The sequence below is a fragment of the Pseudomonas sp. S30_BP2TU TE3576 genome (genome assembly GCF_050436025.1).
GTDB lineage: Bacteria > Pseudomonadota > Gammaproteobacteria > Pseudomonadales > Pseudomonadaceae > Aquipseudomonas.
The window spans coordinates 4,872,604-4,896,643 of record NZ_JBNDLK010000001.1; the positions used below are offsets into that span (position 1 = coordinate 4,872,604).

General features: G+C 59.6%; 23 protein-coding genes. 19 read left to right on the plus strand and 4 right to left on the minus strand.

What is annotated here, in order from left to right; translation table 11 throughout:
- Positions 1-32 precede the first annotated feature (32 nt).
- The 3 genes from ABIA48_RS22255 (at position 33) to araH (ending at position 3,623) form a co-directional block, all read left to right on the plus strand.
- Positions 33-1,037 (plus strand): substrate-binding domain-containing protein, encoded by a 1,005-nt coding sequence (locus ABIA48_RS22255; RefSeq protein ID WP_429491367.1) that lies wholly within the window; start codon positions 33-35, stop codon positions 1,035-1,037.
- Between the two features lie 66 nt (positions 1,038-1,103).
- Positions 1,104-2,642, plus strand: a complete 1,539-nt coding sequence (araG, locus tag ABIA48_RS22260) for an L-arabinose ABC transporter ATP-binding protein AraG (RefSeq protein WP_429491369.1) — start codon at positions 1,104-1,106, stop codon at positions 2,640-2,642.
- A gap of 12 nt (positions 2,643-2,654) precedes the next feature.
- Entirely contained in the window at positions 2,655-3,623 is a 969-nt protein-coding gene (gene araH, locus ABIA48_RS22265) for an L-arabinose ABC transporter permease AraH (protein WP_277530757.1), read from the plus strand.
- 166 nt (positions 3,624-3,789) lie between these two features.
- On the opposite strand, the gene ABIA48_RS22270 is transcribed toward araH, so the two are convergent.
- Both ABIA48_RS22270 and ABIA48_RS22275 read right to left on the minus strand, forming a co-directional pair.
- The gene (locus ABIA48_RS22270) at positions 3,790-4,107 is read right to left on the minus strand and encodes a hypothetical protein (RefSeq protein WP_429491371.1); all 318 of its coding nucleotides are present in this window, start codon (positions 4,105-4,107) and stop codon (positions 3,790-3,792) included.
- Between the two features lie 81 nt (positions 4,108-4,188).
- Positions 4,189-5,394: an MFS transporter gene (locus ABIA48_RS22275; protein WP_429491373.1), complete on the minus strand. Its 1,206-nt coding sequence runs from the start codon at positions 5,392-5,394 to the stop codon at positions 4,189-4,191.
- 239 nt (positions 5,395-5,633) lie between these two features.
- Between ABIA48_RS22275 and ABIA48_RS22280 the strand changes: the two genes are divergently transcribed.
- The 6 genes from ABIA48_RS22280 to ABIA48_RS22305 all read left to right on the plus strand — a co-directional run bounded on the left by ABIA48_RS22280 (position 5,634) and on the right by ABIA48_RS22305 (position 11,559).
- Positions 5,634-6,116 (plus strand): N-acetyltransferase family protein, encoded by a 483-nt coding sequence (locus tag ABIA48_RS22280; RefSeq protein WP_429491375.1) that lies wholly within the window; start codon positions 5,634-5,636, stop codon positions 6,114-6,116.
- A 260-nt stretch (positions 6,117-6,376) separates the two neighbouring features.
- Positions 6,377-7,369: a 2-dehydro-3-deoxygalactonokinase gene (locus ABIA48_RS22285; RefSeq protein WP_429491377.1), complete on the plus strand. Its 993-nt coding sequence runs from the start codon at positions 6,377-6,379 to the stop codon at positions 7,367-7,369.
- A gap of 19 nt (positions 7,370-7,388) precedes the next feature.
- Positions 7,389-8,009, plus strand: a complete 621-nt coding sequence (locus ABIA48_RS22290) for a 2-dehydro-3-deoxy-6-phosphogalactonate aldolase (RefSeq protein ID WP_310054744.1) — start codon at positions 7,389-7,391, stop codon at positions 8,007-8,009.
- Positions 8,010-8,055: 46 nt separating this feature from the next.
- Entirely contained in the window at positions 8,056-9,204 is a 1,149-nt protein-coding gene (gene dgoD, locus ABIA48_RS22295; RefSeq protein WP_008047041.1) for a galactonate dehydratase, read from the plus strand.
- Positions 9,205-9,384: 180 nt separating this feature from the next.
- Complete coding sequence (locus tag ABIA48_RS22300; protein WP_007987218.1) at positions 9,385-10,695, plus strand: MFS transporter; 1,311 nt, start codon at positions 9,385-9,387, stop codon at positions 10,693-10,695.
- 60 nt (positions 10,696-10,755) lie between these two features.
- A complete protein-coding gene (locus tag ABIA48_RS22305) occupies positions 10,756-11,559 on the plus strand; it encodes an IclR family transcriptional regulator (RefSeq protein ID WP_116263302.1) in 804 nt (267 codons plus the stop codon).
- 197 nt (positions 11,560-11,756) lie between these two features.
- On the opposite strand, the gene ABIA48_RS22310 is transcribed toward ABIA48_RS22305, so the two are convergent.
- Positions 11,757-13,421: an electron transfer flavoprotein-ubiquinone oxidoreductase gene (locus ABIA48_RS22310; protein WP_429491378.1), complete on the minus strand. Its 1,665-nt coding sequence runs from the start codon at positions 13,419-13,421 to the stop codon at positions 11,757-11,759.
- 548 nt (positions 13,422-13,969) lie between these two features.
- On the opposite strand from ABIA48_RS22310, the gene ABIA48_RS22315 reads away from it, so the two are divergent.
- From ABIA48_RS22315 to ABIA48_RS22360, 10 genes are all read left to right on the plus strand, one after another.
- The gene (locus ABIA48_RS22315) at positions 13,970-14,719 is read left to right on the plus strand and encodes an electron transfer flavoprotein subunit beta/FixA family protein (RefSeq protein WP_017340080.1); all 750 of its coding nucleotides are present in this window, start codon (positions 13,970-13,972) and stop codon (positions 14,717-14,719) included.
- Positions 14,720-15,649: an electron transfer flavoprotein subunit alpha/FixB family protein gene (locus ABIA48_RS22320; protein ID WP_429491379.1), complete on the plus strand. Its 930-nt coding sequence runs from the start codon at positions 14,720-14,722 to the stop codon at positions 15,647-15,649.
- An 80-nt stretch (positions 15,650-15,729) separates the two neighbouring features.
- The gene (locus ABIA48_RS22325; RefSeq protein WP_429491381.1) at positions 15,730-16,578 is read left to right on the plus strand and encodes a substrate-binding periplasmic protein; all 849 of its coding nucleotides are present in this window, start codon (positions 15,730-15,732) and stop codon (positions 16,576-16,578) included.
- Between the two features lie 9 nt (positions 16,579-16,587).
- Positions 16,588-16,944, plus strand: a complete 357-nt coding sequence (locus ABIA48_RS22330; RefSeq protein WP_204934355.1) for a DUF4398 domain-containing protein — start codon at positions 16,588-16,590, stop codon at positions 16,942-16,944.
- Positions 16,941-17,753 (plus strand): OmpA family protein, encoded by an 813-nt coding sequence (locus ABIA48_RS22335; protein WP_429491383.1) that lies wholly within the window; start codon positions 16,941-16,943, stop codon positions 17,751-17,753. Before ABIA48_RS22330 ends, ABIA48_RS22335 begins: the two co-directional genes overlap by 4 nt.
- A 212-nt stretch (positions 17,754-17,965) precedes the next feature.
- Positions 17,966-19,405, plus strand: coding sequence for a PLP-dependent aminotransferase family protein (locus ABIA48_RS22340; RefSeq protein WP_007973699.1), 1,440 nt, complete (start codon positions 17,966-17,968; stop codon positions 19,403-19,405).
- An 80-nt stretch (positions 19,406-19,485) separates the two neighbouring features.
- Positions 19,486-19,968: a translation initiation factor 2 gene (locus ABIA48_RS22345; RefSeq protein WP_429491386.1), complete on the plus strand. Its 483-nt coding sequence runs from the start codon at positions 19,486-19,488 to the stop codon at positions 19,966-19,968.
- A 166-nt stretch (positions 19,969-20,134) separates the two neighbouring features.
- Positions 20,135-20,389: a YkgJ family cysteine cluster protein gene (locus ABIA48_RS22350; RefSeq protein ID WP_429491387.1), complete on the plus strand. Its 255-nt coding sequence runs from the start codon at positions 20,135-20,137 to the stop codon at positions 20,387-20,389.
- A 96-nt stretch (positions 20,390-20,485) separates the two neighbouring features.
- On the plus strand, positions 20,486-21,091 hold the full coding sequence (locus tag ABIA48_RS22355; RefSeq protein ID WP_429491389.1) for an START domain-containing protein: 606 nt from the start codon (positions 20,486-20,488) through the stop codon (positions 21,089-21,091).
- A 473-nt stretch (positions 21,092-21,564) separates the two neighbouring features.
- A complete protein-coding gene (locus ABIA48_RS22360) occupies positions 21,565-23,658 on the plus strand; it encodes an LTA synthase family protein (protein ID WP_007985345.1) in 2,094 nt (697 codons plus the stop codon).
- 59 nt (positions 23,659-23,717) lie between these two features.
- Here ABIA48_RS22360 and ABIA48_RS22365 read toward each other — a convergent pair whose 3' ends face one another.
- Positions 23,718-23,870 carry a DUF3309 family protein gene (locus ABIA48_RS22365; RefSeq protein WP_007985346.1) on the minus strand — a complete coding sequence of 51 codons (153 nt, stop codon included), beginning with the start codon at positions 23,868-23,870 and terminating at the stop codon, positions 23,718-23,720.
- Positions 23,871-24,040 lie beyond the last annotated feature (170 nt).

The window sequence follows — 24,040 nt, forward strand, 5'->3', positions numbered from 1 at the left end:
AACGCTCAAGAAAAATAACAAGGAGTCAGCTTATGAATCGTCGTCATGTTATCCGTTCCCTATGCTGTGCCGCGTTGGCGGTCTCGGCGGTCGGCCTGAGCAGCACGCTGCTGGCGGCCGAGGAAGTGAAAATCGGTTTCCTGGTCAAGCAAGCGGAAGAACCCTGGTTCCAGACCGAGTGGGCGTTTGCCGAAAAGGCCGGGAAAGAGAAGGGCTTCACCCTGATCAAGATCGCCGTGCCGGACGGTGAGAAAACCCTTTCTGCCATCGACAGCCTCGCGGCCAATGGCGCCAAAGGCTTCGTGATCTGCCCGCCGGACGTGTCCCTGGGACCTGCGATCATGGCCAAGGCCAAGCTCAACGGGTTGAAGGTGATCGCCGTCGATGACCGTTTCGTCGATGCCAGCGGCAAATTCATGGAAGACGTGCCGTACCTCGGCATGGCCGCGTTCGAAGTCGGCCAGAAGCAAGGCAATGCCATGGCCACCGAGGCGAAGAAACGCGGCTGGGACTGGAAAGACACGTACGCGGTGATCAATACCTACAACGAACTCGACACCGGCAAGAAGCGCACTGACGGTTCGGTGAAAGCCCTGGAAGACGCCGGCATGCCGAAGAACCACATCCTGTTCTCGGCCCTGAAGACCCTCGACGTGCCGGGCAGCATGGACGCCACCAACTCGGCGTTGGTGAAACTGCCGAGTGCGGCGAAGAACCTGATCATCGGCGGCATGAACGACAACACCGTGCTCGGCGGTGTGCGCGCCACCGAGAGCGCCGGGTTCGCTGCGGCCAACGTGATTGGCATCGGCATCAACGGTACCGACGCCATCGGCGAGCTGAAGAAACCCGACAGCGGCTTCTATGGTTCGATGCTGCCGAGCCCGCACATCGAGGGCTACAACACGGCGAGCATGATGTACGAGTGGGTCACCACCGGCACTGAACCGGCGAAATTCACTGCAATGGACGACGTGACGCTGATCACCCGCGACAACTTCAAGCAGGAACTGGAAAAGATCGGCCTGTGGAACTGACGGCCGCTTGATTTCAGCGGCGGCCTCGGCGACGAGGCTGCCTGTCCGGTTTGAAAGGGGTGGGTTATGCACGCGCAAACAAATACACAACAACACAGCGGCAGCTTGCGCTTCAGCGGGATCGGCAAGACTTTTCCCGGGGTGAAGGCGCTGGACAACATCAGCTTCGTCGCCCATCCGGGGCAGGTTCATGCCTTGATGGGCGAAAACGGCGCCGGCAAATCGACGCTGCTGAAAATCCTCGGCGGGGCCTACATACCCAGCAGCGGGGCCTTGCAGATCGGCGAGCGGACGATGGACTTCAAGTCCACCGCCGACAGCATCGGCAGTGGCGTCGCGGTGATTCACCAGGAGCTGCATCTGGTGCCGGAAATGACCGTGGCGGAGAACCTGTTTCTCGGGCATCTGCCGGCCAGTTTCGGCCTGATCAATCGCGGCACCCTGCGCCAGCAGGCAGTGGCTTGTCTCAAAGGCCTGGCCGATGAAATCGACCCGCAAGAGAAGGTCGGGCGCCTGTCCCTGGGGCAACGGCAACTGGTGGAAATCGCCAAGGCGCTGTCCCGTGGCGCCCATGTGATTGCCTTCGACGAACCCACCAGCAGCCTTTCGGCGCGGGAGATCGACCGCTTGATGGCGATCATCGGCCGGCTGCGGGACGAGGGCAAAGTGGTGCTCTATGTCTCTCATCGCATGGAAGAAGTGTTCCGCATCTGCAATGCGGTGACGGTGTTCAAGGACGGGCGATACGTGCGTACGTTCGACGATATGAGCGAGCTGACCCACGATCAACTGGTCACCTGCATGGTCGGGCGCGATATCCAGGACATCTACGATTACCGCCCGCGCCAGCGTGGCGCGGTGGCACTCAAGGTCGAGGGTTTGTTGGGGCCAGGCTTGCGCGAGCCGGTGAGTTTCGAGGTGCACAAAGGCGAGATCCTCGGGCTGTTCGGGTTGGTGGGCGCCGGTCGCACCGAGCTGCTGCGCCTGCTCAGCGGCCTGGCGCGCAATAGCGCCGGACATTTGAAACTGCGCGGCCATGAACTGAAGCTGCGCTCACCCCGGGACGCGATTGCCGCCGGGATCCTGTTGTGCCCCGAGGACCGCAAGAAGGAAGGCATCCTGCCGCTGGCCAGCGTCGCCGAGAACATCAACATCAGCGCACGCGGCGCCCATTCCACCTTCGGCTGCCTGTTGCGTGGCCTGTGGGAGAAAGGCAACGCCGACCAGCAGATCAAGGCACTCAAGGTGAAAACGCCACACGCCGGGCAGCCGATCAAGTTTCTATCCGGCGGCAATCAACAGAAGGCCATTCTCGGCCGTTGGCTGTCGATGCCGATGAAAGTGCTGCTCCTCGACGAACCCACCCGCGGTATCGACATCGGTGCCAAGGCCGAGATCTACCAGATCATCCATAACCTGGCAGCCGAAGGGATCGCGGTGATTGTGGTGTCCAGTGACTTGATGGAAGTCATGGGCATTTCCGACCGCATCCTGGTGCTGTGCGAAGGCGCGCTGCGTGGCGAACTGAGGCGTGACCAGGCTAACGAATCCAACCTGCTGCAACTGGCTTTGCCGCGCCAACGCGCCGACGGCGTAGCGAACTGAGAGGTGACTATGATGACAACCCAAGACAACACCCTGCCGACTACACGCAAACCGCTGGATATGCGGCGTTTTCTAGATGATTGGGTAATGCTGCTGGCGGCCGTCGGAATCTTCGTGCTCTGTACCCTGATGATCGACAACTTCCTTTCGCCGCTGAACATGCGTGGCCTGGGCCTGGCGATTTCCACCACCGGAATCGCTGCGTGCACCATGTTGTATTGCCTGGCGTCCGGGCATTTCGACTTGTCGGTGGGCTCGGTGATCGCCTGCGCCGGGGTCGTCGCGGCAGTGGTGATGCGCGACACCAATAGCGTGTTTCTCGGTGTCTGTGCGGCGCTGGTGATGGGGCTGATCGTCGGGCTGATCAACGGCATCGTTATCGCCAAGCTGCGGGTCAATGCGCTGATCACCACGCTGGCGACCATGCAGATCGTGCGTGGCCTGGCCTACATCTTCGCCAACGGCAAAGCAGTGGGGGTGTCCCAGGAGTCGTTCTTCGTCTTCGGTAACGGCCAGGTGTTCGGCGTGCCGGTACCGATCCTGATCACCATCGTCTGCTTCCTGTTCTTCGGCTGGCTGCTGAACTACACGACCTACGGGCGCAACACCATGGCGATTGGCGGCAATCAGGAAGCGGCGCTGCTGGCCGGGGTCAATGTCGACCGGACCAAAATCATCATCTTTGCCGTGCATGGCGTCATCGGCGCGTTGGCCGGGGTGATCCTGGCATCACGCATGACCTCCGGCCAACCGATGATCGGCCAGGGTTTCGAGCTGACCGTGATCTCGGCCTGCGTACTGGGCGGGGTATCGTTGAGTGGCGGGATCGGCATGATCCGGCACGTGATTGCCGGGGTGTTGATTCTGGCGATCATCGAGAACGCGATGAACCTGAAGAACATCGATACGTTTTATCAGTATGTGATTCGCGGTTCGATCTTGTTGTTGGCGGTGGTCATCGACCGCCTCAAGCAACGCTGACATTCATTGCACTTGTGGGCGCGGGCCTGCTCGCTCCCACAAGGTGCGGTCCGACACAGTCCTGTGGGGGCTTGCCCGCGAAGAGGTCCTGAAACTCAACACATGATCTGGCACTGACTTGTCTTGCGCAGCGCCTCGACCAATTGCTTTGTCCTCAAACCGCAAGTTATTGATTGTCGCTGTCGTCGTCTCCCGGGTTACCGCTAGTGGTCGAGCCAAGTCCGCCGCTGCCGGGTGTTTTACGGCCCGGCAACGGTCGTCCGGCATCTTTGCCTTGAACCCGCGGATCTGTGCCGGTGGGCGGTGGCAGGTTGTGGTCGACCGTGGTGCCATCGGTGTTCATGCCGGGGGCACTCTGGATGGCCGGCGCCCTGGGTTTTTCCACCGGGTTGGTCGGGCCGGTGCTGGAGCCGAGGGGCCCGGCGAAAGTAGCAATGGACAAAAAGGCCATGAGAACGAGAGCGATCGACCTGGACAGGATCATGGTGTTGTCTCCAACGATTAGAGTCCTTACCTGATTAGTCCGTCCTCGATCTGAATGGGTGCATTATCAGCGACGAACGGCTCAGGCTTGCTCCAATACCCTGACCGCCGTGGCTCTTCGCCAGATCAACCGTCCCACGGTGATCAGCCAGTTGAGCGAAGCGACCGCCAACACCGTGAGCAACAGCGTGGCCATGCCTTGCTCGACGATGATTTTCCCGGCCAGCAAGGGAAAGCCGAACACACCGATGAAGTACGACAGGCTGAACAGCAACAAGGATTGTGCGGTGGTGCCGTTCGGCGCTTCATTGGCGGCCAGGCCATTGATCACCGAGTAGGTCAGGCCGTAACCGATCCCGAGCATCACCGCCGCGAGCACGTAGCTGACACTGCTGTCGACGACAAAACCGAACATCACGATCGACGCCAGCATCAGCCCCGAAAGCACACACGACGCGTGGAATGGATCGCGCTTGACCACGAAACCGGCAACCAGCATGCGGCCGCTGATCGCCGCACTCATGAAGCCGAGGAAGAACAGCGAATAGTCGAGCGAGCGCGCTGCGGCATAACTGGTTTGAAAGCTCGACAAGCCGCCGAACACACAGCCACCAAGACCGACCATGATGATCGGGAATATGGCCCTGGACGACAGCACTTGACCCGCTGCACGCCAGGAAATCCGCGACACGCTGCTCGATTGCGCGGGCACCGGTTGCAGTTGTCGATCCAGGCGCCAGAACAGCAATACGCCGACCAGGCTGGCCAGCGCCGCCAGATAAAACGCCGTGGTCACCGGATAGCCCAGCGCACTCGCTGCGCGGCCGAGCAATGGGCCGCTGCCGATCCCGCTCATCATGCTGCCCGACAGCAGGGCGAAGTACCTGGCGCGCTGTGCGGGTGTCACCAGGCCCGCCACGATGATCGGCCCGAGGGTGTAGAACACGCCCCAGCCCAGGCCCAACAGCAACCCGAAAAACAACAGCAGATGACCAAAGCCCGGGGTCAGGGCGAAGCCCAGGCTGGCCGCCACCAGCAACACACCGAACAGCGCCACCGATCGGGCGGCACCAAGCAAGTCGGACAAATGGCCGGACACAATCACCGCCGCAAAGGTACTGAGCATCGCCGCTGAAATCACATTCCCGGCGTCGTGTTCGTTACCGCCGCGAGAACCAATCAGTAACGACAGCAAAAACGTTGAGCCGTAGGACAGTGACAGCAGGTAACTGGCGAGGCAGAACAGGCCGAACAACTTGCTGGAAACAGGGGGTGTTGCGGTAGACATGGCACGGTTCCTTGGCCGGATAAATGAGCAGCGCATCTATCTAACCACGCGGCGCCCAAATATTAGGTCCGAGGTTATCGATTCCAGGGTTAGTACGGGCCGGAGTAAAACCTCTGCACGGTGGTGGCGATCCAGCTTCTGTGGCGAGGGAGCTTGCTTGTGGTGAGGGGGCAAGCCCCCTCGCCACAAATATCGCGTCGCCTTAGTATGGCGTTTTCAATTTTAGACAAGGCACGTCCATGACGATCGAAATCCGCCCGGCGACCCCTAGTGACGCACCGCAAATCCTCGCGTTCATCACTGAACTGGCCGACTACGAACGTGCCCGCCATGAAGTCATCGCCAGTGTTGCCGATATCGAGCGCAGCCTGTTCAGCGAAGGCGCCACCGCCCATGGCCTGATCTGCCTGCGCGACGGCCTACCCATCGGTTTCGCGGTGTTCTTCTTCAGCTATTCCACCTGGTTGGGCAGCAATTGCTTGTACCTCGAAGACCTTTACATCACTCCGCAACAGCGCGGTGGTGGGGCGGGCAAGACCCTGCTGCGGCATCTGGCGAAAATCGCCTGCGCCAACGACTGCGGCCGTTTCGAGTGGAGCGTGCTGGAATGGAATACGCCGGCTATCGATTTCTATAAATCCCTGGGCGCGCAGCCGCAGGAGGAATGGGTTCGGTATCGGATGGATGGAAAAGTATTGCGCGAGTTCGCCGAGGGCAGTTGAGCGGTATCTCCTGTAGGAGCGAGCCTGCTCGCGAAGCAATCGAAAGCACCATGGGGTGTCAGGCTTTGCGCTTTATCGTTGACGACCATCGCTAGCAAGCTAGCTCCTACAGGGGAATGCATTCCAGGGAGCTACCGTAGGCGGTGGTTTTTTTTGTGCTTGTCCCAGTATATGGGATTGATATTTATATATTGAGATTTTACGGCGCCTGGGTTTATAGTCCCGCTCACTCACTGCCAAAAACCAAAACAGGTGAAGCGATGCAGGCGCAATTGATCGCGCTCGATTGGGGGACGACCTCACTCCGTGCTTACAAATTGGCTGAAGGTGGCCAGGTGCTCGAACAGCGTTCGCTGTCCTCGGGAATCATGCAGTTGCCCAAGGCGCCCAGAATCATTGGCGGCCGGGAATGCACCGATGGATTTGATCTGGCCTTCGATGAGGCTTGCGGCGACTGGCTCGATGCGCAGCCGCATTTGCCGGTGATTGCCTGCGGCATGGTCGGCAGCGCCCAGGGCTGGTGCGAAGCGGCCTACCGCGAAACACCGGCGAACGTCGCGACTCTCGGAACTTCCTTACAAACCGTACGCAGTTTTCGCGGGATTGATGTGCACATTGTGCCCGGCGTCATCCAGCGTTCGCGTTTGCCGAACGTGATGCGTGGCGAAGAAACCCAGGTGCTCGGTGTGCTGCAAAACCTGGCGGGCGAGGCGGGGGCTGCTCCGCTGATCGGCCTGCCGGGCAGCCACTCGAAATGGGTGGAAGTGGCCGACGGCTGCATCGTGCATTTCGATACGTTCATGACCGGCGAAATGTTCGCCGTGCTCAGTGAACACAGCATTCTCGGACGCACCCAACAGCGTGGCGCGTCTTTCGATGGCGATGCGTTCGATCGCGGTGTGCAGGTCGCGTTGTCGGCGGACGGTGAAATCGGTCCGCTGTCGACGATGTTCAGCGCCCGCAGCCTGGGCCTGACTGGCGAACTGAACGCCACCGCCCAGGCGGATTATCTGTCCGGCCTGTTGATCGGCCACGAATTGTCAGCCCTGGCCGGCGTGCAACGGCGCCGGCGCAACAGCGTGCACCTGCCTTCGATCATCCTCATCGGTAATACCCAACTCTGTGCCCGCTACAGCCGTGCGCTCGACGCCTGCGGCTTTGCCCGGGTAACCCAGGCCGAACAGGCCACTGAACGCGGATTGTGGCAACTGGCGCTCGCCGCCGGCCTGGTCACGTCCACCGCATCCCGTTAAATCTGCCTGGAGGCCTGACATGCTCAAACAAGCGCTGGCACAAAACGGCCTGATCGCGATCCTGCGCGGCCTGCGCCCGCAAGAAGCGGCTGCCATCGGCGAAGTCCTGTACACCGCCGGATTTCGCGTCATCGAAGTGCCGCTCAATTCCCCGGAGCCGTACGAAAGCATCCGCATCCTGCGCAGTACCTTGCCTGCTGATTGCCTGATCGGTGCCGGCACGGTGTTGACGCCGGAGCAGGTTGAACAAGTGAAAGCCGCGGGTGGCCAGGTGATCGTCATGCCCCATAGCGATCCGAAGGTGCTGCGTGCGGCGAAAGCGGCGGGTCTGTACCTGTCGCCGGGGGTCGCCACGCCGACCGAAGCCTTCGCGGCACTGGCCGAAGGCGCGGATGTGCTGAAGATGTTCCCGGCCGAGCAGATGGGCCCGGCGGTCGTCAAAGCCTGGCTCGCGGTGCTGCCGGCCGGAACGATTCTGGCGCCGGTCGGTGGCATCACCCCGGACAACATGCAGGTGTTTATCGACGCGGGCGTCAAAGGTTTCGGCCTTGGCTCCGGTCTGTTCAAACCGGGCATGACGCCTGCGCAAGTGGCGGCCAATGCCAAGGCCTATGTCGCTGCCTGGAAAGCCCTTCGCTAAGACTTTTTGGCGCTGCGAGCGCTGCATCCAATAAGAGAGACAACAGATGAAAATCACCAAACTGACCACCTTCATCGTTCCGCCACGCTGGTGCTTCCTCAAGGTCGAAACCGACGAGGGCGTCACCGGTTGGGGCGAGCCCGTGGTGGAAGGTCGCGCCCACACCGTTGCCGCTGCCGTTGAAGAATTGTCCGACTACCTGATCGGCAAAGACCCACGCAACATCGAAGACATCTGGACCGTGCTCTATCGCGGCGGCTTCTACCGGGGCGGCGCGATCCACATGAGCGCGCTGGCCGGGATCGACCAGGCCTTGTGGGACATCAAGGGCAAGGCGCTGGGTGTATCGGTCAGTGATCTGCTGGGTGGTCAGGTGCGAGACAAGATTCGCGTGTATTCGTGGATCGGCGGCGACCGCCCGGCGGATACCGCACGGGCGGCGAAAGAAGCGGTCGAGCGTGGCTTTACCGCGGTAAAAATGAACGGCACCGAAGAGCTGCAATTCCTCGACACCTTCGACAAGGTCGACCAGGCCCTGGCCAACGTGGCCGCCGTGCGCGATGCCGTCGGCCCGAACGTCGGCATCGGCGTGGACTTCCATGGCCGGGTGCACAAGCCCATGGCCAAGGTGCTGATGAAGGAGCTTGATCCGTACAAACTGATGTTCATCGAAGAACCGGTGCTCAGCGAAAACTACGAAGCGCTGAAAGAACTGGCGCCACTGACCAGTACGCCGATTGCCTTGGGGGAGCGGCTGTTCTCGCGCTGGGATTTCAAACGCGTGCTCAGCGAAGGCTACGTCGACATCATCCAGCCGGATGCCTCCCATGCCGGCGGCATCACCGAAACCCGCAAGATCGCCAACATGGCCGAAGCCTACGACGTGGCGCTGGCGCTGCATTGCCCGCTGGGTCCGATTGCCCTGGCGGCCTGCCTGCAACTGGATGCGGCTTGCTACAACGCGTTCATCCAGGAACAGAGCCTGGGCATCCATTACAACGAGAGCAACGACCTGCTCGACTACGTGAAAGACCCACGGGTGTTCGACTACGACAAAGGCTTCGTGAAGATCCCGAACGGCCCGGGCCTGGGCATCGAGATCAACGAGGAATACGTGATCGAACGCGCCGCCATCGGGCACCGCTGGCGCAACCCGATCTGGCGCCATGCCGATGGCAGTTTTGCCGAGTGGTGAGTACCACATATCCCTGTGGGAGCGGGCTTGCTCGCGAATAGGGCGGCACATTCAACATAGATGTTGACTGACACTCCGCTTTCGCGAGCAAGCCCGCTCCCACATTTGATCTCCATAGGTAGTGAGATCTGCGTTAACCCAGTTTTCGACCTCAATAACCATAATGAAGAGGCACCCCCCATGCAACCGCAAACCCTCACCGGGCAGGCGTCGTTGGTGACGCCCAGTCGCAAGCGTTTTTTCATCATGGTCCTGTTGTTCATCACCGTGGTGATCAACTACCTGGATCGCAGCAACCTGTCGATTGCCGCCCCGGCGCTGACCAGCGACCTGGGTATCGACCCGATTCATGTCGGCCTGATCTTCTCCGCCTTCGGCTGGACTTACGCCGCCATGCAGATCCCCGGCGGCTGGCTGGTGGACCGCGTGCCGCCACGGATTCTGTACAGCGTCGCATTACTGCTGTGGTCGGTGGCCACGGTGATGCTCGGCTTCGCCGGCAGCTTCATCGCGCTGTTCGTGCTGCGTATGGCCGTCGGTGCCCTGGAAGCGCCGGCGTACCCGATCAACAGCCGCGTGGTCACCACTTGGTTCCCCGAGCGCGAGCGCGCCACGGCCATCGGTTTCTACACCTCCGGGCAATTCGTCGGCCTGGCTTTCCTGACGCCGGTGCTGGCCTGGCTTCAGCACGAATTCGGTTGGCACATGGTGTTCGTCACCACCGGCGCAGTGGGCATTCTGTGGGCGGTGATCTGGTACGCGGTGTATCGCGAACCCCGGGATTTCAAAGGCGCCAATGACGCGGAAATCGATCTGATCCGCGAGGGCGGTGGCCTGGTGGACATTCAGGCCGAGCAGGCCAGGGTCAAAGCCAAATTCAGCTGGACCGACCTGGGGATTGTTTTGACCAAGCGCAAACTCTGGGGCATTTACCTCGGTCAGTTCTGCCTCAACTCGACGCTGTGGTTTTTCCTGACCTGGTTCCCGACCTATCTGGTGAAATACCGCGGCATGGACTTCATCAAGTCCGGCCTGTTGGCGTCACTGCCGTTTCTTGCGGCCTTTGTCGGCGTGCTGTGTTCCGGTTTTTTCTCGGACTTTTTGATCCGTCGCGGTTACACGGTGGGTTTCGCCCGCAAGTTGCCCATCATCAGCGGCTTGCTGATTTCGACCTCGATCATCGGCGCCAACTTTGTGGAGTCGACGCCGCTGGTGATTGCCTTTCTGGCGCTGGCGTTCTTCGGCAATGGCCTGGCGTCCATCACCTGGTCGCTGGTGTCGACACTTGCCCCGGCGCGATTGCTCGGGCTGACCGGTGGGGTGTTCAACTTCATCGGCAACCTGTCGGCGATTGCCACGCCTATCGTGATCGGCTTCCTCGCGACGGGTGATTCTTTCGCCCCGGCGATCACCTACATCTCGGTGCTGGCGTTGATCGGTGCACTTTCCTACATCTTGCTGGTGGGCAAGGTCGAGCGTATCAAGTTGTAGTCGTGGCATCCGGGCGACCATAATGCCGCCCGTTCACACGCTCAACGGTAAAGGCTGGATATGCAGGAAGACGCCCCAAAAATCGCCAAGGACGCCGCACCCACCGGCACCCAGACCCTGCTTCGCGGTCTGGGTGTGGTTCAGGCCGTGGCCAGTGGCGCCCGCGATCTCAAGGAAATCGCCCGGCTGATCGGCACCACGCGCAGCACCACCCATCGCCTGGCCAGTTGCCTGGTGGACGAGCGTTATTTGCGGGTGGTGCCGCAAGTCGGTTATCTGCTGGGACCGAAACTGATCGAACTGGGGTTTCAGGCCCGTGAAGAGTTGCCATTGGTGACCCTGGCCGGGCCGTATCTGGATGAGTTGTCGGCGTTGACCGGCGACACCATTCACCTGGCGATTCGTGAAGGTGACGAAGTGCTGTACCTGCACAAGAATCCGGGGCGCAATGGCCCGGAAATGCGTTCGCGGGTCGGCCATCGCATGCCGCTGGCGCGGACCGGGATCGGCAAGGCGCTGATGCTGGATGATTCGCCGCAGGAGTGGCAGCGCCTGTACGAAGTCAGCCTGCCGGTGGGTGGGAAAAATCAATTCTGGCCGCAGCACCCGGAGCAATCCTGGGAGCAGTTCGAGCAGCGTATGGTCGAGTACGTGGCCGGCGGTTATGCCTTCGATCTGGAAGATAACGAGCCGTCGATCCGTTGCGTGGCGGCGCCGGTGCGCGATGCCAGCAAGCGCATCGTCGCTGGCATCAGCATCGCCAGCACCGTGCCGTATATGCCGCTGGAAAAGATGGCCGAGCTGATTCCCCTGATCAAAGGGGTCACGGCCCGGCTGTCGGCGGAGCTGGGCCTCAAGGTCTGATTCGGCAAAGAAACATTTTGCGAACCCCCTTGTGGGAGCGGGCTTGCTCGCGAAAGCGGTGTATCAGTCGACATCAATGTTGAATGAATTACCGTTTTCGCGAGCAAGCCCGCTCCCACACCGGGTCTTCTGCAGTACATAAATCGCGGGCAACAAAAAGGCCCCCATTTCGGGAGCCTTGATGTTCGCGGTTCGGCTTACATGTTCGGGTAAGTCGGGCCGCCTGAGCCTTCCGGTGTCACCCAGGTGATGTTCTGTGCAGGGTCCTTGATGTCGCAGGTCTTGCAGTGAACGCAGTTCTGGGCGTTGATCTGGAAGCGCTTCTCGCCGTCTTCCTTGGTGATCACTTCGTACACGCCAGCCGGGCAGTAACGCTGTGCCGGCTCATCGTACAGCGGCAGGTTCTTGCTGATCGGGATGCTTGGGTCGGCCAGCTTCAGGTGGCACGGCTGCTCTTCTTCATGGTTGGTACCGGAGATGAACACCGAGCTGAGTTTGTCGAAGCTGATCTTGCCGTCCGGTTTCGGGTAGTCGATCTTCTTGCAGTCGGCCGCCAGTTTCAGGCAAGCGTAATCCGGTTTGGTGTCGTGCAGGGTGAACGGCAGTTTGCCGCCGAAGATGTTCTGGTCGAGCCAGTTGAAACCGCCACCAACGATGGCGCCGAACTTGTGAATCGCCGGGCCGAAGTTGCGGCTGGCGAACAGTTCTTCGTAGAGCCAGCTCTTCTTGAATGCGTCGACGTAAGTGGTCAGTTCTTCGCTGCTGTCCTTCTCTGCGAACAGTGCGTCAGCCACGGAATCGGCGGCGAGCATGCCGGATTTCATCGCGGTGTGGCTGCCCTTGATCTTGGCGAAGTTCAGGGTGCCGAGGTCGCAACCGATCAGCGCGCCGCCCTTGAAGACCATTTTCGGCAGCGAGTTCAGGCCGCCCTTGCAGATGGCGCGGGCGCCGTAGCTGATGCGCTTGCCGCCTTCCAGGTACTGCTCGAGCACCGGGTGATGCTTGAGGCGCTGGAACTCGTCGAACGGCGACAGGTAGGTGTTGCTGTAGGAAAGGTCGACGATCAGGCCAACCACTACCTGGTTGTTTTCCAGGTGATAGAGGAACGAGCCACCGGTGTTCTCGGTGCCCATGATGTCCATCGGCCAACCGGCGGTGTGGACCACCAGGCCCGGCTGGTGCTTGGCCGGGTCGACTTCCCAGATTTCTTTCAGGCCGATGCCGTAGTGCTGGGCATCAGCGTCAGTGTCCAGGTTGAAGCGTTTGATCAACTGCTTGCCGATGTGGCCACGGCAGCCTTCGGCGAACAGCGTGTACTTGCCACGCAGCTCCATGCCCGGAGTGTACAGGCCTTCCTTCGGGTTACCTTCGCGGTCGACGCCCAGGTCACCGGTGATGATCCCGCGAACCACGCCGTTCTCGTCGATCAGCGCTTCCTGAGCGGCGAAGCCCGGGTAGATTTCCACGCCCAGGTTCTCGGCCTGCTGGGCCAGCCAGCGGCACAGGTTGCCCAGGGAGATGATGTAGTTGCCTTCGTTGTGCATGGTCTTGGGCACAAAGAAGTCTGGAACTTTCTGCGCGCTTTCAGCGTTCTTCAGCACGAAGATGTCGTCGCGGGTGACGGGGGTGTTCAGCGGCGCGCCGAGTTCTTTCCAGTCCGGGAACAGTTCGTTCAGGGCGCGTGGTTCGAACACGGCACCGGACAAAATGTGAGCACCGACCTCGGAGCCTTTTTCGACCACGCAGACGCTGATTTCCTTACCGGCTTCGGCGGCCTTCTGCTTCAAGCGGCAGGCGGCGGAAAGACCAGCGGGGCCGGCACCGACGATGACAACGTCGAATTCCATGTATTCGCGTTCCACAGGTTATCTCCTACTCAAGGCTCAACAGTTTTTTTTCTAATTTGGAGGTTGGGTGTCGCATCCATGAATCCCGGCGCAACGCCGAAAGCGGACAATCGATTGACCACCTTTCTCTTTGGGTGGCGCATTATATCTACACCACTCTCAGCGTCCAATACAAACGTTTGTTTGAATTGGCTCAAAGCCAGAGAAATCAAAGTCACGCGCCTTATGAACGGCCATTTTGGCGTATTGACCGGAATAGGCGTTCCGGTCAAGATACGGGCGGTTTTGCGCTCGCCGTAGGCTGACTGTTGGTTTCAAGAGCACCTCTAAAGACAGGGCGATGGCAGTAGAGAGTGATGCGCTGCGCGGGTTTGATGCGCAGTTTACACGCCACGATGTTGAATGACTCGTCAGTCACCACTGACGAACGGTCATCCACATCATGAGCGATGGTCACTTGACAGCTTTGCCGGCGTTTTTGGAGGTGCCCTTGCGCCCGATGAGTATCAACCGCCAGGTTCGCCTAGGCGACTTTCTTTTCACCGGAGAGTAACGAGGAATCCATGAAGGTTCTTGTAGCTGTCAAACGCGTTGTGGATTACAACGTCAAGGTCCGCGTCAAGGCGGACAATTCCGGCGTCGATCTTGCCAACGTCAAGATGTCGATGAACCCGTTCTGCGAGATCGCCGTTGAAGAAGCCGTACGCCTGAAAGAGAAAGGTGTTGCGACTGAAATCGTCGTCGTCTCCGTCGGCCCGTCCACCGCTCAAGAGCAACTGCGCACCGCGCTGGCTCTGGGTGCCGACCGCGCCATCCTCGTCGAGTCCGCCGAAGACCTGACTTCCCTGGCCGTTGCCAAACTGTTGAAGGCCGTTGTCGACAAGGAACAGCCTCAGCTGGTGATCCTTGGCAAACAGGCCATCGACAGCGACAACAACCAGACTGGCCAGATGCTCGCTGCCTTGAGTGGCTATGGTCAGGGCACCTTCGCTTCGAAAGTCGAAGTCAGCGGTGACAGCGTGGCCGTGACTCGCGAAATCGACGGCGGCGCGCAGACCGTTTCCCTGAAGCTGCCGGCCATCGTTACCACCGACCTGCGTTTGAACGAGCCGCGCTACGCGTCCCTGCCAAACATCATGAAAGCCAAGAAGAAGCCTCTCGAAGTGCTGACTCCGGACGCTTTGGGCGTTTCCACCGCCTCCACCAACAAGACCGTGAAAGTCGAAGCGCCAGCTGCACGCAGCGCGGGTATCAAGGTCAAGTCGGTGGCTGAACTGGTCGAGAAACTGAAAAACGAAGCGAAGGTAATCTAAATGACTATCTTGGTTATTGCTGAACACGACAACAAAGTACTGGCCCCGGCCACGCTGAACACCGTTGCTGCTGCCGCCAAAATCGGTGGTGACATCCACGTTCTGGTTGCAGGCCAAGGCGCTGGCGCCGTGGCTGAAGCCGCTGCGAAAGTCGCTGGCGTGGCTAAAGTGCTGGTAGCCGATAACGCTGCCTACGCTCACCAGTTGCCGGAAAACGTTGCGCCGCTGGTTACCGAGCTGGGCAAGGGTTACAGCCACATCCTGGCTGCCGCCACTTCCAACGGCAAAAACATCCTGCCGCGCGTTGCCGCTGCACTGGACGTTGACCAGATCTCCGAGATCATCTCGGTAGAAAGCGCTGACACCTTCAAGCGTCCGATCTACGCCGGTAACGCTATCGCGACCGTGCAATCGAACGCTGCGGTCAAAGTGATCACCGTGCGTGCCACCGGTTTCGACCCGGTTGCAGCTGTTGGTGGTTCCGCTGCCGTTGAAGCCGTTGGCGCTACTCACGACGCTGGTATTTCCAGCTTCGTCGGCGAAGAACTGGCCAAGTCCGATCGTCCGGAACTGACCGCTGCCAAGATCGTCATTTCCGGCGGCCGCGGCATGCAGAACGGCGACAACTTCAAACACCTGTACGCCCTGGCCGACAAGCTGGGCGCTGCCGTCGGTGCTTCCCGCGCCGCGGTCGACGCAGGTTTCGTACCCAACGACATGCAGGTCGGTCAGACCGGCAAGATCGTTGCTCCACAGCTGTACATCGCCGTCGGTATCTCCGGCGCGATCCAGCACCTGGCCGGCATGAAAGACTCCAAAGTGATCGTTGCGATCAACAAAGACGAAGAAGCGCCGATCTTCCAGGTGGCCGATTACGGCCTGGTGGCAGACCTGTTCGAAGCCATCCCTGAGCTGGAGAAGCTGGTCTAATCCGGCTGCTTCACTTATAAAGAGCCCGGCCTTTTGGTCGGGCTTTTTTTTGTTCCGGATTTGAATGGGGGTGTGATGCCATGGATTTGCGTCGCTTGTGTGGCTGGTCGTTGCTGTTGGGGCTGTCGGCTATGCCCGCGCTGTCTTTCGCCGCAGGCAAATGCGAACGCCTGGTGGTGACCGGCAGCCCGGATGCGCCACCGTACCTGTGGCAAGACCCGCAGAATCCCAAACACCTGATCGGTGCCAGTGCCGATTTGTTGCAGCAAGTGGCGGGGGAGTTGGGGCTCAAGGTCGACCTGCTTTATGCCGGCAAACGTTCCCAGGCTCTGGACGAAGTGCGCAGCGGGCGCATGGACATGCTGGCGGACGCACCGTTGACGGTCAGCGAGCTGGAAACCCTGGATTACATCCATCCACCCTTGCTGGAAAACGACTATCTGGTCTGGACTCGCAAAGACTCGGCGCTGGTCTACAACGAAGCACAAGACCTGCACGGCCATCCCGGTGCCGTGTCGGAAAAGGCCCGAATGACCCCGCAATTCAGCACCTTTGCCGGACAGCAATTAACCCTGGCGCGCACGTCCAGCCTGACCCAGGCCTTTCAGAAACTGCTGTTGGGCGAGGTCGAATTTGTCCTGGCAGGACGTTACTCGGGCATGGCGACCGCACAGACACTGGGCATGGCCGGTGATCTGGTCGCGCGCTCGCAACCGGTCGACAAGCCCGGACTGTACCTGGCGATTTCCCATGACTCGGCCTGCAACGATCCGTGGTTGCGCGGACAGTTGGCCAAAAAGATGACAGAATTGCCCGCGTCCGGACTGACGGAGGCCGTACTGATGCGCAATATCGAGCGTTGGAAGGCGCAACGCTCACAGCCGCAACAGAAACCCCCGCAACAACCCGTCAGTACCCCAAAACAGTAGGGATATTTAGTGAGTATTCGACCTCTTTTCGCTGGCGTGGCCTTTGCGGTCCTGGCGGGTTGTGCAACCGATCCTGCGCCGAATGAACAAATGCGCCTGACCGAACAGGCACTTGAACAGGCCAGGGCCGTGGGCGCCACGGCAGACGATGTGCCGGAAATGAAACTGGCCGAAGACAAGTTCAACCGTGCCAAGGGCAACATGAACGACCAATCCTTCAAGAATGCGCGCATGCGGGCCGAACAGGCCGAGCTGGATGCGCGTCTGGCCGAAGCGCGTGTGCTGACCCTCAAGAGCGAGGAGCAGTTGAACGTGCTCAACACCCGCATCGCCCGCCTGCGCAAGCAACTGGGAGATGCCGAATGAGTCTCAAGACTAAAACCCTCGGCGGTTTGATCCTGGCAGGCTGCGCAAGTCTCTTTGGCTGCGCCAGTCAGCACAGTGAAACGGCGTTACAGCAGGCCGGTGCCGACTTTCAGAAGGTCAAGGAAGACTCCAATGTGCTGCGAATCGCCCCCAAGGACGTGATTCGCGCCGGAGAGTCCCTGGCCCGTGCCGATCGTCTGTCCAGTTATTGGGGCAGCGGTTCGGACGTGGTGCATTACGCCTACCTGAGCCAGCGCTATAGCGCGATTGCCCGGGAACATACCAATCAGGCGCTCAACGAAGAGCAAGCGGCGAAACTCGAACTGGAGCGGCAGCGCCTGCAACTGGAACTGCGTGAATCCAAACTGCTCAGCGTTCAGCAGCAAGGCAAATGGCTCGAAGAGCAGATCCTGGCATTAACCACCACCCAGACCGATCGCGGCCTGGTAATGACCTTGGGCGACATGCTGTTCGACACGGGCGAAGCGGAGTTGAAACCTTCGGCCAACCGTGTGGTGTTGAAGATTGTGCAGTTCCTGCAACTCAACCCCAAGCGTGTGGTGCGGATCGAGGGTTATACGGACAGTACCGGGGGCAAGCAGGAAAACCTCAAGCTGTCCCGCGACCGCGCGCAATCGGTGGCTGACGTACTGATGGACCTGGGTATCGATGACAAGCGTATCCAGGTCGAGGGTTATGGCGACGAGTATCCGGTGGACGCTAATGCGTCGGAGCGGGGCCGGGCGCAGAACCGTCGGGTGGAAATTGTGTTTTCCGACGAAAAAGGCCAGCTCGGCGCTGCCCGCTAAAGCTGCTCCAGGGTGACGCTCCTGCAACAACCCGGCCTGCCATGCAGCGCCGGGTTTTTTTACGTCCGCAGATTACCGCACAAAACAGTACAGATTTTGCTGACACTGCACTGTATGGTCGACTATTGTGGCAACTGTCCCAGTACACTTCTAAACTGTTCCGGTATTGTTTCACACAAGAATAAAATGCCCGTGAAATCGAGTGCTGCGTCATGACCAATCTTTTGCTCTATCAACGTATTGCTCAACAACTGGCCGAAGACATCCGCCGTGGGGTCTATCAGCCGGGAGAGCGCGTGCCTTCGGTGCGCAAGATGAGCTCGCAGCTCAATGTCAGCCATGCGACGGTGTTGCAGGCGTATGCCAATCTCGAGGATCAGGGGCTGATCCGCGCCCGGCCGCAGTCGGGTTACTACGTGCACCAGACGCCGGCACTTACCGCACCGACGCCGGATATCGCCCGGGTCGAGCGCCCGGGGCTGGTCACCCGCAGCAGCATCATTCAACAAGTCCTGGTCGAATCCCGTCGTGAAGGTGTCTTCCCGCTGGGCGCCGCGGTGCCGAGTGTCGACTATTTGCCGGTGCGGGCACTGCATCAGCAATTGGCCAAAGTCACCCGTTTCCATAGCCCGCGGGCCTTCAGCTACATGTTCAGCCCCGGTTTCGAGCCGTTGCGTCGGCAGGTGGCGATCCGCATGCGCGATGCCGGCGTGGTGGTCGATCCGTCGGAGGTGGTGATCACTCACGGCTGCGTCGATGCGCTGCAGATGTCCTTGCGCGTCTTGACCCGTCCGGGCGATCTGATCGCGGCCGAATCGCCGACCTATTACGGGTTGCTGCAACTGGCCGATCTGTTGGGCCTCAAGGTCATCGAGATCCCCAGCGATCCGGCCACGGGCATGAGCCTGGAAGCCCTGCAACTGGCGGCCAACCAATGGTCGATCAAGGCGTTGGTGCTGACCACCCGACTGAGTAATCCATTGGGCGGCACCATGCCGGAGGAGCGGCAGAAACAATTACTGCGCCTGGCATCGGACTTCGATATCCAGATTGTCGAAGACGATATCTACGGTGAGTTGATGTTCGAGCAGGGGCGCACCAAGTCCCTCAAGGCCTACGATCGGCTGGACCGGGTGATCTACTGCTCAAGCTTCTCGAAAACCCTGTCGCCTGGCGTGCGGATCGGCTGGATGATAGCCGGTAAGTATCAGCAGGAAATCCAGCGCTTGCAGACTTTCAGCACGCATTCTGCGTGCAGCGTTACCCAGATGGGCATCGCCGCTTACCTGGAAAATGGCGGGTACGACCGGCATTTGCGCTTCATCCGTCAGGAGTACCGTAAAAACCTCAGTGCCTTCCAACTGGCCGTGCAGCAGTATTTCCCGGAAGGCACGCAGATGACCCGGCCTACCGGTGGCTTCATTCTGTGGGTCAGTCTGCCGGGGCGAGTCAACACGCAAGAGTTGCACGTGCGGGCATTGCAGCAGGGCATCAGTATTGCGCCGGGTCTGATCTTCAGTAACACCGAACAGTTCAATCACTGCATTCGCCTCAATTGCGGCACGCCATGGAACCGTGAAGCCGAGCGCGCATTGATGACCTTGGGCATGCTGGCCACCCAACTCTGCCAGGAGATGGCCGGCGGTTTGTAACAGGCTGCTACTGCGCTTGTCTTGTGGGCTGCAACAGGCGAGCATATGCACCCCTGCCGTTTGCGCCCACCGTTGGACACATGAAACCGACTTTTCCTGCCACCTGGCTTTTGCTCTGCCTGTTTACGAGTATTCAGCCGGCATTCGTCGTGGCGGCTACCGAGCAGGATCAGCAAACCACTGGCAGTTTCCACGTAGCACCGTTAAAAACCGAACCTGTGAAAAAAGCCTCGCCGGCCACGAAACCGGCGACGCCCGTGAAAAAGCGTCCGCCCATTGCCTCCAAATCGAAACCGGCCAGCGAGGTGGTAAAGACTGAGCTTCCGTCTGCCAAGCTGGATCTGAGCTTGCCTCGGGACATGGTTCAGGAGCTGAAACCACTGGGAACGGTGGTATCGCCCAAGCGCGAACCGTTATTGCCACCGATGTTCGGCGAAAAGAGCGGCAGCAGTCCGTTCCAGCTCAACGGACGCTTGCTCAGCAATGAAATGCAGCTGCAACTACGAAATGAAGAGCGCCGCGAGGTCGAAGGCGCGGCACTGGATTTCGAGTTCAAACAGTAACCTCATCCCGATCCGCGAGCCCCAGACCAGACGCTTTGTCGGAGACTGGTCGGTCACGTTCGTTTGCACTGAAAAACCCGCTCGCAGGTAATTTAAAACAACTGTTTTAGCGGGTACTCTGTGCCCCGTCCTTTAACACATTGCTCATCGCGAGGAGCTTGTCGTCATGAAATGCCGTGAGGGTTGTGGCGCTTGTTGCATTGCCCCTTCCATCAGTTCACCGATTCCCGGTATGCCCAACGGCAAACCTGCGGGGGAGCGTTGCCTGCAATTGTCGGCCGATAACCTGTGCCGTATTTTCGGCCAGCCAGAGCGCCCGGCAGTGTGTTCGGCGTTTGATGCCGACCCGGAGGTCTGCGGAAGCAGCCGCGAAGACGCCATTCGGTTGATTGGCTGGTGGGAGCAAATGACGGCGGCGTGATGTGTGGGCTCGCACCTGCGATCACCTGCGAAAGACCTGAAGGTGATCGGAGGTGCAAGCCAAACGAACGGAACTTCAACAATAAGGAATAAGACTATGGGTTCGCTGCATCGTATTGCTGTGCTGTGTGGTTTGACGGTTGTGCTGGCTACCTCGGCGGCCCAGGCCGAAGACTGGAAAGTCAAAAAAGACGAAGACGGCATCAAGATCTCCCTGAGTGAAGTGGCCGGGTCCGACTACAAGGCCTACCAGGGCGTCACGCTGATGAAAACCACCATGGCCAAGCTGCGTGCGTTGCAGGAAGACGTGCCCGGGGCCTGCGCCTGGATTCACGAATGCAAGACCCAGAAGCTGCTCAAGCACGAAGGTGACCAGAGCTGGACTTACACCCAGTTCAACACCCCGTGGCCGGTTACCCCGCGTGATTCGGTGCTGCACGTCACCACCATCGAAGGCGCCGATGGCAGCGTGACCCGCAAGCTCGAAGGCGTACCGAAATACCTTCCTGAAGAAAAAGGTTTCGTCCGGGTCGCCAAGGTCGACGGTTTCTGGAAGTTCGTGCCCAAGGGCGACCAGATCGAAGTGACCTATCAGGTGCACACCGAACCGGGCGGCAGCGTGCCGTCAATGGTGGCCAACAAGTTCGTGGTGGATGCCCCGTTCAATACCTTGAAAGCCCTGAAAGAACGCGCCGAGAAGTAACCGCGCCGCTCTTTCGATAACGCCCCGACTTGTTCGGGGCGTTTTTCTTTGCGCAATAGGGAAAATGCCGCTCAGTCAAGCCGTCACGCGACCTGTAGCAGCTGCCGAGCCTGCGAGGCTGCGTTCGGCTGCGCAGCAGTCGTAAAACCCGGAGCCCCCGGTCTTCCTGAAGAACCGCGCCGGCTGATCTTACGACTGCTGCGCAGCCGAACGTAGGCTTCGCCTGCTGCTACAAAGAGCATGTTTTGCCTGGGGTTTATTGTGTTTCCGGATATGCGTTGCACGAAATTTTCACAAAGTGTCCAAGACAATTCGCCGGCGCCAACATTGCGGACAGTAATCAATGGCAATGCTGCCGTTGATCGTGCAACATTTGCGCACCGCGCAATCCCCGGGGCCTGGTACTGGCCAAAAAGAGGGCAAGGCGCAGCTGTATTTTTGAAACTTCAACTTCCAATGGGTCCTAAAACGACATGGCAATCCCGGACGCCCTGAATCAGCAGCGAGCTTCTAGTCGCCTGCTGCAACCGACCGTCAAATCGCATCTGGCCTACACGTTGTTGTGTGCCCTGGTCATGATGGTCATGTTCAGCCTGCTGCGCGTCGCGCTGCTGGTTTACAACCGCTCGATGATCCTCGACACACCGGCCTCGACTTTCCTCGAGGCATTCGCCAACGGTCTGCGTTTCGACGTGCGTCTGGTGGTCTATCTCAGTATTCCGTTGCTGCTGGCATTGTTCAGCGCCCGGGCCATGGCGGCACGCGGGCTGTTCCGTCTGTGGCTGACGATCGTCTCCAGCATTGCGCTGTTCCTGGGCCTGATGGAGATGGACTTCTATCGTGAGTTCCACCAGCGCCTCAACGGCCTGGTCTTCCAGTACGTCAAGGAAGATCCGAAAACCGTGATGAGCATGCTCTGGTACGGTTTTCCGGTGGTCCGTTACCTGCTGGCATGGGCCGTGGGTACCTGGATCCTGAGCCTGGCATTCAAGGGCGCCGACCGTGCGACCCGTCCCCGTGGCCCGTTCAGTGGCGGCAGCATCGGCACGCGCCAGGTTGCACCGTGGTATGCGCGAATTGCGGTATTCGTGGTTTGTTTGCTGGTTTGCGTAGTCGCTGCGCGTGGCACTCTGCGCCAGGGCCCGCCGCTACGCTGGGGTGACGTCTATACCACCAACTCGAACTTCGCCAACCAGTTGGGCCTCAACGGCACCCTGCAATTGGTGGCTGCCGCCAAGAGCCGGATCTCCGAAGAACGCGACAACATCTGGAAGGCCACCCTGCCTCAAGAGCAAGCCCAGCAGATCGTGCGTGACATGCTGGTGCTGCCGGACGAAAAACTGGTCGAGGCCGATATGGCCGCCGTACGTCGTGACTACACGCCGCCGGCCGACAAGACCCTGCCGATCAAGAACGTCGTTGTGATCCTGATGGAAAGCATGGCCGGTCACTCGGTGGGGGCTTTGGGCGGGCCGGGCAATATCACACCGTACCTCGACAAACTGTCGAAGGAAGGCCTGCTGTTCGACCGTTTCTTCTCCAACGGTACCCATACCCACCAGGGCATGTTCGCCACCATGGGTTGCTTCCCGAACCTGCCGGGTTTCGAATACCTGATGCAGACCCCGGAAGGCAGCCACAAGCTGTCCGGCCTGCCGCAGTTGCTCAGTGCCCGTCACTATGACGATGTGTACGTCTACAACGGCGATTTCGCCTGGGACAACCAGTCGGGTTTCTTCAGCAACCAGGGCATGACCAACTTCATCGGTCGTAACGATTTCGTGAATCCGGTGTTCTCCGACCCGACATGGGGCGTGTCCGACCAGGATATGTTCGATCGCAGCCTGCAAGAGCTCAAGGCGCGTGAAAACGGCAAACCGTTCTACGCCTTGCTGCAAACCCTGTCCAACCACACGCCTTATGCCTTGCCGACACCATTGCCGGTCGAGCCCGTGACCAATCGCGGAAACCTGAACGAACACTTGACCGCCATGCGTTACGCGGACTGGGCGTTGGGCCAGTTCTTTGAAAAGGCCCGCAAGGAGCCGTACTTCAAGGAAACCCTGTTTGTCATCGTGGGTGACCACGGTTTCGGTAACGAACAGCAAATCACCGAAATGGACCTGGGCCGCTTCAACGTGCCGATGTTGATGATCGCACCGGGTATCCAGGAGAAGTTCGGCCAGCGCGACCACACAGTGGGCACCCAGATCGACATCGTGCCGACCATCATGGGCCGCCTGGGCGGCGAAACTCGCCAGCAATGCTGGGGCCGCGACCTGCTCAACCTGCCTGAAGGCGATAAGGGTTTTGGTGTGATCAAACCTTCGGGTAACGAGCAGACCACAGCCATCCTCAGCGACGACCGGATCCTTGTGTTGCCGAAGGAAAAGGACATGGCGCCGAAGTTGTACCAGTACGAAATGGGCGCTACGCCGCACGCCGAAATCATTGCGGATGCAGCGCGTTCCGCTGAGTTGAAACTCAAGCTCGAAGCGTTCCTGCAAACCGCGACCAAGAGTCTGCTGGACAACACCGCCGGTGTAGTTCACGGCACGCCGCAATAAGTTGTGACGCAATAGAAAAGAGGCCCTTCAAGGGTCTCTTTTTTTTTGCCTGGCGGATTTTATATTCGGCCGAGCAAGAGCAGGATCAACAACACCGCCAACACCACGCCGATAATTCCGGACGGGCCATAACCCCAACTTCTGGAGTGCGGGAAGACCGGCAAACCACCGATCAGTAACAGGATCAGAATGACGAGAAGTATTGTGCCCATGTCTGTTTCCTTGTCGAAAATGCCGTGGATTGACCATGCCAATCTAGGTCAGCGGGAATAAAGTAAATTCAAGCTGCTTAAAAATTTCGACTCTTGCACTTACAGGATAATTCCAGGTTTTTTTGAAGTATTTCGAACAGGCTCTTATTTCGTTTGTGGTTGCCTTAGTT